Origin of the sequence: Natronomonas sp., from assembly GCF_046710025.1 — an archaeon.
Taxonomy (GTDB): Archaea; Halobacteriota; Halobacteria; order Halobacteriales; family Haloarculaceae; genus Natronomonas.
Window position 1 is genome coordinate 1 of sequence record NZ_JBKEGK010000151.1, and the last position, 6,288, is coordinate 6,288.

At 63.2% G+C, this 6,288-nt stretch carries 9 protein-coding genes and 1 pseudogene; all 10 read left to right on the forward strand.

Going from position 1 to position 6,288, the window contains the following annotated elements; translation table 11 throughout:
* The first annotated feature begins 362 nt into the window (after window positions 1-362).
* The gene (locus ACI944_RS10320) at window positions 363-803 is read left to right on the forward strand and encodes a hypothetical protein (RefSeq protein ID WP_411718965.1); all 441 of its coding nucleotides are present in this window, start codon (window positions 363-365) and stop codon (window positions 801-803) included.
* Window position 804: 1 nt separating this feature from the next.
* Entirely contained in the window at window positions 805-1,287 is a 483-nt protein-coding gene (locus ACI944_RS10325) for a flagellar protein G (protein WP_411718966.1), read from the forward strand.
* 67 nt (window positions 1,288-1,354) lie between these two features.
* On the forward strand, window positions 1,355-1,810 hold the full coding sequence (locus ACI944_RS10330; RefSeq protein ID WP_411718967.1) for a flagellin: 456 nt from the start codon (window positions 1,355-1,357) through the stop codon (window positions 1,808-1,810).
* 2 nt (window positions 1,811-1,812) lie between these two features.
* Window positions 1,813-2,433 (forward strand): flagella cluster protein, encoded by a 621-nt coding sequence (locus ACI944_RS10335; RefSeq protein ID WP_411718968.1) that lies wholly within the window; start codon window positions 1,813-1,815, stop codon window positions 2,431-2,433.
* A 140-nt stretch (window positions 2,434-2,573) separates the two neighbouring features.
* Window positions 2,574-2,930, forward strand: a complete 357-nt coding sequence (gene cheY, locus ACI944_RS10340) for a chemotaxis protein CheY (protein ID WP_411718969.1) — start codon at window positions 2,574-2,576, stop codon at window positions 2,928-2,930.
* A 1-nt stretch (window position 2,931) separates the two neighbouring features.
* Window positions 2,932-4,128 (forward strand): chemotaxis protein CheC, encoded by a 1,197-nt coding sequence (locus tag ACI944_RS10345; RefSeq protein ID WP_411718970.1) that lies wholly within the window; start codon window positions 2,932-2,934, stop codon window positions 4,126-4,128.
* A 3-nt stretch (window positions 4,129-4,131) separates the two neighbouring features.
* Window positions 4,132-4,635, forward strand: coding sequence for a chemotaxis protein CheD (locus ACI944_RS10350; protein ID WP_411718971.1), 504 nt, complete (start codon window positions 4,132-4,134; stop codon window positions 4,633-4,635).
* 331 nt (window positions 4,636-4,966) lie between these two features.
* Window positions 4,967-5,128, forward strand: coding sequence for a hypothetical protein (locus ACI944_RS10355; protein ID WP_411718972.1), 162 nt, complete (start codon window positions 4,967-4,969; stop codon window positions 5,126-5,128).
* A gap of 76 nt (window positions 5,129-5,204) precedes the next feature.
* A complete protein-coding gene (locus ACI944_RS10360; protein ID WP_411718973.1) occupies window positions 5,205-5,579 on the forward strand; it encodes a thioredoxin in 375 nt (124 codons plus the stop codon).
* A 64-nt stretch (window positions 5,580-5,643) separates the two neighbouring features.
* Window positions 5,644-6,288 (forward strand): annotated as a pseudogene (locus tag ACI944_RS10365) (DNA-binding protein); the annotation flags it as partial.

The window sequence follows — 6,288 nt, forward strand, 5'->3', positions numbered from 1 at the left end:
GAGTACGGGTCACGACTTAGCGAAACAATGGCCATGGTGACCGAAGAGGAGGCCTAACATCGGCGTACAGTCGTCCGATTGGGCGTTTTGACGGCATTACATACGATGTGAGGGTCGACGCTCACGAGTATCGGCCGTGGTTTCGGGGACTGAAACCGACTGCTGGATTTAGTGACATACGAGAGAACATCAACACGAGTACGGCGACCGGTTCCTGCAGGTCGGTCGCCGAGGTAGCGTGAGGACTCTCGGCAGCCGAAACGAGTGAATGAGCCGACCCGACGACACAACCCCGACGGACGCCAAGCCCGTCAGACGCCCGTCCGTCGATCGACGACTCCTTTATAAACGGGGTGGGCGACGTGGGCTTTAGCGTCAGCGGCTCGGCGGCCATCATATTCGTCGGGGTGATGGTCGCCGCCGGCATCGCCGTGCCCTCGTTGGTCGGCAGCATGGGCGCGTTGGCGGACTCGCAGGGCGAGCAGGTCGATAGGGGGATCGACGCGTTAAATACGGAGTTCAACATCACGTCGGCGACGTATAATTCGAGCATATCGACGCTGACGCTCAAAGTAAAGAACACCGGTAGTACGACTCTCGGTGTCAACGGGACGAGCGTCCTTGTAGGTGGAGAAATCCCCGACAACGGGGACGTAACGACAGAAGTTGAGGGCGACTCGAGCGCGGGCCTGTGGCTTCCGGGTGACACGCTCACGATTACGGTCAATCCTGCTGACTCGAAAGGTCGGGTAAAAATCGCCGCGGAAAACGGTATCGCCGAAACGACGGAGTACGGGGGCTGACATGAGCGGCGTTTCGGCCTCCACGTTGGTGATTTTTATTGCCTCGATTCTTGTCGCCGCTGGAGTGGCCGGGACCCTCGTCGCGACCGTCGGGGATATCTCGAACTCCGCGGAAACGAAAGGCGACGCGATCACCGAATCGATCGACGCCGACTTCGAGATTTTGAACGACGGGGGTGGAGCCAACTTTTATAATGAGTCGGGATCGGAGCCCGCGAACGTCACGTTCTACGTCAGAAACACCGGTTCGACAACGCTACCAAGCGGTAACGAGGCGCTAAACGTGCTCGTGAACGGGCGGTACATCCCCAGTGCAGATCTCGATATTGCATCGCAAAACGGCAACGACGACGGTGCCTGGGCCGAGGACGAGGTACTAAAGATCGTCGTCAGACTGGATACGACACTTACCGGTAGCAGCAACCGCCTCACAGTCTCGGTAAAGGGAACTGAACGATCCTTAGATTTCAGCGCCGATACATGATCCAGATACAACACCATCCGAACCGACCGACGCCGACCGCCAATCCCACTAGAGGAGGTGAACAGATATGAGCGGCGTCTCCGCCTCCCACCTCATCATTTTCATCGCCAGCATCGTTGTCGCTGCCGGAGTGGCGGGAACGCTCGTCACGCAGGTTGATCGCGTCAGCACGTCGATCTCGGATCAAAGCGAGGCCGCCGAGGAGCGCATCGACACCGATATTCGGATCATCAGCGACACCGGATCGGATGCGATCTACAACAGTACGAACAGTAACCTCACCCTCTACGTCAAGAACACCGGCGGGACCGAGTTGACGCCGGAGGCCGGGTCGATTGACCTGCTGGTCGATGGATCATTTATTAGCGGAAAGACCGTAACACGTGTTAACGCAAATAATCCCGACCGCTGGCCCCCGGGAACGGTGGTCGAGGTGACAGTCAACGGAATCACCATCTCCGGTGACACCCGCGCCACCGTCTCCGTCCGCGAGAACGAGGACACGATCAGATTCACCGCATAACCATGCCCGACGATCCAGACCCCGACGACGACGCTCGCATTGACCCCGAACCACCGACTGGCGGCGACGCCGAGGAGGGCAAAGTGCTCTCCCCGGAGGAACTCGACGTTTCGGAGAGCGAGTACGTCGAAGAACTGGACGACAGCGGCCGCTACGTCGTCTCGCCAGGGGGCGGGCCGCCAAACGTCCCCGACTCGGCGAAGGGTGGCGACGACGGCCCCGATCGCGCCCGGTCGGAGCCCGCGCCAGGTCGTGAGCCGGAGCGTCCAAGGAGCCCCGAGACGGCCCGGACGCTGCTTGCCGAGGAGCTCTCGCGCTCGAACGCCCGTTACGGGCTGGACATCGTCGCGGAGTTCAAAGGCGACACCGCCCGCCACCGGACAGTCTCTGACGACGTGATCTCCACGTTTGAAGGGCTGGTGCGGTGGTACGCGAGCCACGTCACCGACGGGACGCCGCCGGACGAGGTCGTCGATATCCTGCTCCGAGAGTCGACGTTCGAGACCGCGGAGACGCCGAATCTCGCGAAGCTCCTGTCCGCTCACGATCTCAATCGGACCGACACGATCGAGGACCTCGTCGTCGCGATCCGCGAGGAGTCGGGCGGGGAGCAAAACGGGTAGCGCGTGAGCGACGGACAGCGGACCAGCGACAGCTGGTGGACGGGAGACAGATAGCGGGGAACCACCGGCGCTCTCGATCCGTTTCGAACGCTGAACCCGAACACGGCTTAACGTACTCGCTACGAGAACACATCGTAGAGATGAAAGTCCTGATCGCGGACGACTCCGAATTCATGCGAAGCCTCCTTCGGGAGATCCTCGAGGAGGAGTACACTATCGCTGGGGAGGCTGAAAACGGCGTCGAAGCCATCGAGTTGTACAACGAGAACGACCCCGATCTCGTGATGATGGATATCGTGATGCCGATCCGGGACGGCATCGAAGCGACCGGCGAGATCACCGACTCGGACCCCGGCGCGAAGGTGATCATGTGCACGAGCGTCGGCCAAGAACAGAAGATGAAGAACGCGATCCAGGCCGGCGCGGAGGGGTACATTACGAAGCCCTTCCAGAAGCCGAGTGTCTTAGAGGAAATCGAGAACGTGGTGGCCGGGTAGGATGCAGATCGACATCGACTCGCTGGAGACGTACAACCGTCTCGCCCGCGAGGGGGCAAGCTCGGCGGCCGAATCGCTCTCGGGGTTGACAGGCATCGAGACGCACGTCGAAGTGACGAACATCTCACTCATGGCGCCCGCGGACCTCAAGTACGAGTACCTCGGTGGGGAGTTCTCCGGGGTTCGAATCGAATTGGACGGTGCCCTCGACGGCGAGACGGTGCTCACCTTCGACGAGGCGGCGAGAGAGACCATCGCCGACGTACTCGCCCCCGGCGCTGACGCGGGGATGCGGAAGAGCTCGATCGAAGAGGTCGGCAACATCCTGACCAGCGGCTTCATCGACGGCTGGGCCGACCACCTCGACGCAGTCATCGATATCTCGCCGCCGACGTATCTTGAAGGGTCGGGCACTGACGTGTTGCCGGCCGAGACGGCCGACGCCGACGAGCAGGTGTTCGTCTTCCGGAGCCGGGTTGAATCCGCCTCCGGGTCGTTGGATTTCCACATCCTGCTCGTTCCCAAACGCGAGTCGCTCGTTGAGGCGCTCGAACCGACGGCCGACGATGCCGTCCCCTTCGAGAAACTCGAAGTATTCAACGAGATGACGAAATCCGGCGCCGAACGCGCCGCCGACAACGTCACGACGATGACGGGTCTCGAGACCGACGTCGAGGTCAACCGGATGCGCTTCGTCCCCGTCGACAAGGTGCCCGCGGCCGTGGGCGATCAACGCTACGTGGGCACGGTCATGGAGTACACGGGCAAGCCGAGCGGATACCTCGTCATCCTCTTTGATCGGCCCTCCGCGGAGGCCGTCGTTGATGCTCTCGTACCGATGGAGACTGACGGCGAGTGGTCCGAGATGGAACAGAGCGCGATGAAGGAACTCGGCAACATCATGACCAGCGGCTTCATCGACGGGTGGGCGAACGTGCTTGAGTCCTCGATCGACCACTCGCCGCCGACGTTCGTCTCCGACATGGGCTCGTCGATCATGAGCCCGATCGTCGGACGAATGGCCCGGAGCCAAGAGCACGCCTTCCTGCTCGATTCGATGATCCGGACCGACACTGACGGCGTCTTCCGGTGTGAACTGTTCGCACTGCCCGACGAGGCCGAACTCCGGGAGGTGTTGGATGATCTCCTCGTCGAGCGGGCCGACAAGACCCACGTCGATCCCGACGAGGTGTTCTGAACTGTGCGAGCCCCCGGGGGCAGGGGAGACACCGGGGAGCGAATCAAGGTCTCGATCGCGGAGTTCGCCATCGCCTCCACAGGCACCATCACGACGAGCGGGCTCGGATCGTGTCTCGGGGTCGCGATCTACGATCCACACGCGGGGGTCGGGTCGCTGCTCCACCCGATGTTGCCCCGCCGGAACGGCGACGACGATCGCCCGCCAGCACGGTTCGTCGACTCGGGAATCGACGCCGTCGTTGGCGCGCTTGGCGAGGCGGGTGCGGACCCGTCGACGTTGCGGGCGAAGGTGACTGGCGGGGCCGCGGTCGTCGATTTCAGCACCGACGACGGGTACTCAATCGGTGACAGAAACATCGAGACCGCCCGCGAAGTCCTCGCTGCACGCGGGATCGAGTTGGTCGGCGAGGAGGTCGGCGGCGACTGTGGCCGGACGATGCGCGTCGACGCCGCGACCGGTGGTGTCACTGTCCAACGGACCGATGGCATTGACACGGAGTTGTGAGACAGACCGAAATCGTCGTCAGCCGGGGGGTGCCGAGAGATAATAAAAGCGAGGAGGTAGCGAGAACCTTTTAAAACGAAGGAGGTATGCGGGCTGTCTGTTCGGAGGCGCGGCAGGGATACCCGACGGGCGACAGGGGGATCCGTACGGAACCCCCCGGTCGCATCGCTCTCCATGTCTCTCGGCCACTGTTTTATATTCACCTGTGTGTTCAGCTTCGATCGGGCATGAATCGCCGTTCAGTCGGTCGGTTCCGGCTCTTGGAGCGTCACTTTCACTTTCACTCCGCGCGTGGCTGGCCGATTTATGAATCCCGCCCCTATTGACAGATATGTCTACGCGATCAGGCCTCCGAACCGGCGACCGAATCGGTGCCCGCGTGCTTGAGGTCAGCGACCTCCCGGTCTCGCGGATCGAAGGCTGCGCGTCGGTAGCGGAGAACGTCCACTTCGAGCGCCGAGGTGGCCGGACGTTCCTCGTCACCGACGAGTGACAGTTACACAGATCTCAGACCTGTTCGGCGGGACGCCGAGCGCGCTTTTTAAGAGTCCCGCGACGAATACGACGATATGGAACTCGAAACGCTGCGCCCGAACCCCGCCTGGGACGCCGACTCCTACGAGGAAGCCGTTGCGACCTTCGAGGCCGTTTCCGACGACATCGTCGTGAAGGTCTGGGGCGGCGACTGGTGTGTCGACTGTCGCTCCCAGCTCCCCGACTTCGGCGCGGCGATGGAGGCCGCGGGCGTCGAGGCGGTCGAACACCACCCCGTGGAGAAGGCCGATGACGGGTCAAAGGTTGGCCCCGGTGTCGGAGCATACGATATCGAGTTGATCCCGACCGTCGTCGCCGAGGACGTCACATCGGGCGCCGAACGCGCCCGCTTTGTTGAGGACGCTGACGTGCCGATCGTCGTTCACCTAGCGGAGCAGCTTTCGGAGTGATTTCGCGTCCCTGCCGGCGCGAACACGCTTATGTTCGTCCCCGACTTCCGAACCGACACCACTGATGTCCGGAGCGTCGTCCGTCCGGTTGCTGTCGATCCCCGCCGCTGCGGCCGACCGACTCGCCGCGGCGACGCTCACCGACGCGGTCTCGTATTTTAACCCTGACGCGGTTCTCCTGCCGGGCGAGCGGAACGCCCGCGGCTACGCCGCCGTCCGAACCGAACTTGACGGCGTCCCGGCGATACACCCGCAACTGGGCCGGAACGGCGAGCGCACGTCCTGGTACGTCCCTGGTGAGGGGGGCCTCAGGACGGCAGACGCGGGTACCGCCGTCGAAACGCCAGCGCTTCTCGCGGTCCAGTCGGGCGGCGTCCTCGCTGATCTCCGAGCCGGTCCCGAACTGGCCGCTCCGGACGCAGGCGCGACGTACCTATTCATCCCGGCGCTCTCGGTTGCTGCCGATCGCACCTCGCTGAGCGCGACCCTGCCCTTCGCCGTCGACGTGGCGTCGATCGCCGCCTCAACGGACGGCCCCCTCGCCGTGTTGGCTGGCGGCCAGCCAGCGGGCTATCACCACGTCTGGACCCTCCCGGTCGACACCACGCCGGCCGGGGGGCGTGCGACCCCTTCGGAAACTGATTCGACCCTTGATTCCCCAACGATCGACGTTCCGGTGGTCGGCCTCGGGGCCACCGGCGAGGGCGGG

Excerpts from the sequence above, each read along its gene's own strand:
- ACI944_RS10325 (WP_411718966.1), top strand. The coding sequence starts at position 805 with ATGAGCGGCGTTTCGGCCTCCACGTTGGTGATTTTTATTGCCTCGATT.
- ACI944_RS10330 (WP_411718967.1), top strand. The coding sequence starts at position 1,355 with ATGAGCGGCGTCTCCGCCTCCCACCTCATCATTTTCATCGCCAGCATC.
- ACI944_RS10335 (WP_411718968.1), top strand. The coding sequence starts at position 1,813 with ATGCCCGACGATCCAGACCCCGACGACGACGCTCGCATTGACCCCGAA.
- cheY (WP_411718969.1), top strand. The coding sequence starts at position 2,574 with ATGAAAGTCCTGATCGCGGACGACTCCGAATTCATGCGAAGCCTCCTT.
- ACI944_RS10345 (WP_411718970.1), top strand. The coding sequence starts at position 2,932 with ATGCAGATCGACATCGACTCGCTGGAGACGTACAACCGTCTCGCCCGC.
- ACI944_RS10355 (WP_411718972.1), top strand. The coding sequence starts at position 4,967 with ATGTCTACGCGATCAGGCCTCCGAACCGGCGACCGAATCGGTGCCCGC.
- ACI944_RS10360 (WP_411718973.1), top strand. The coding sequence starts at position 5,205 with ATGGAACTCGAAACGCTGCGCCCGAACCCCGCCTGGGACGCCGACTCC.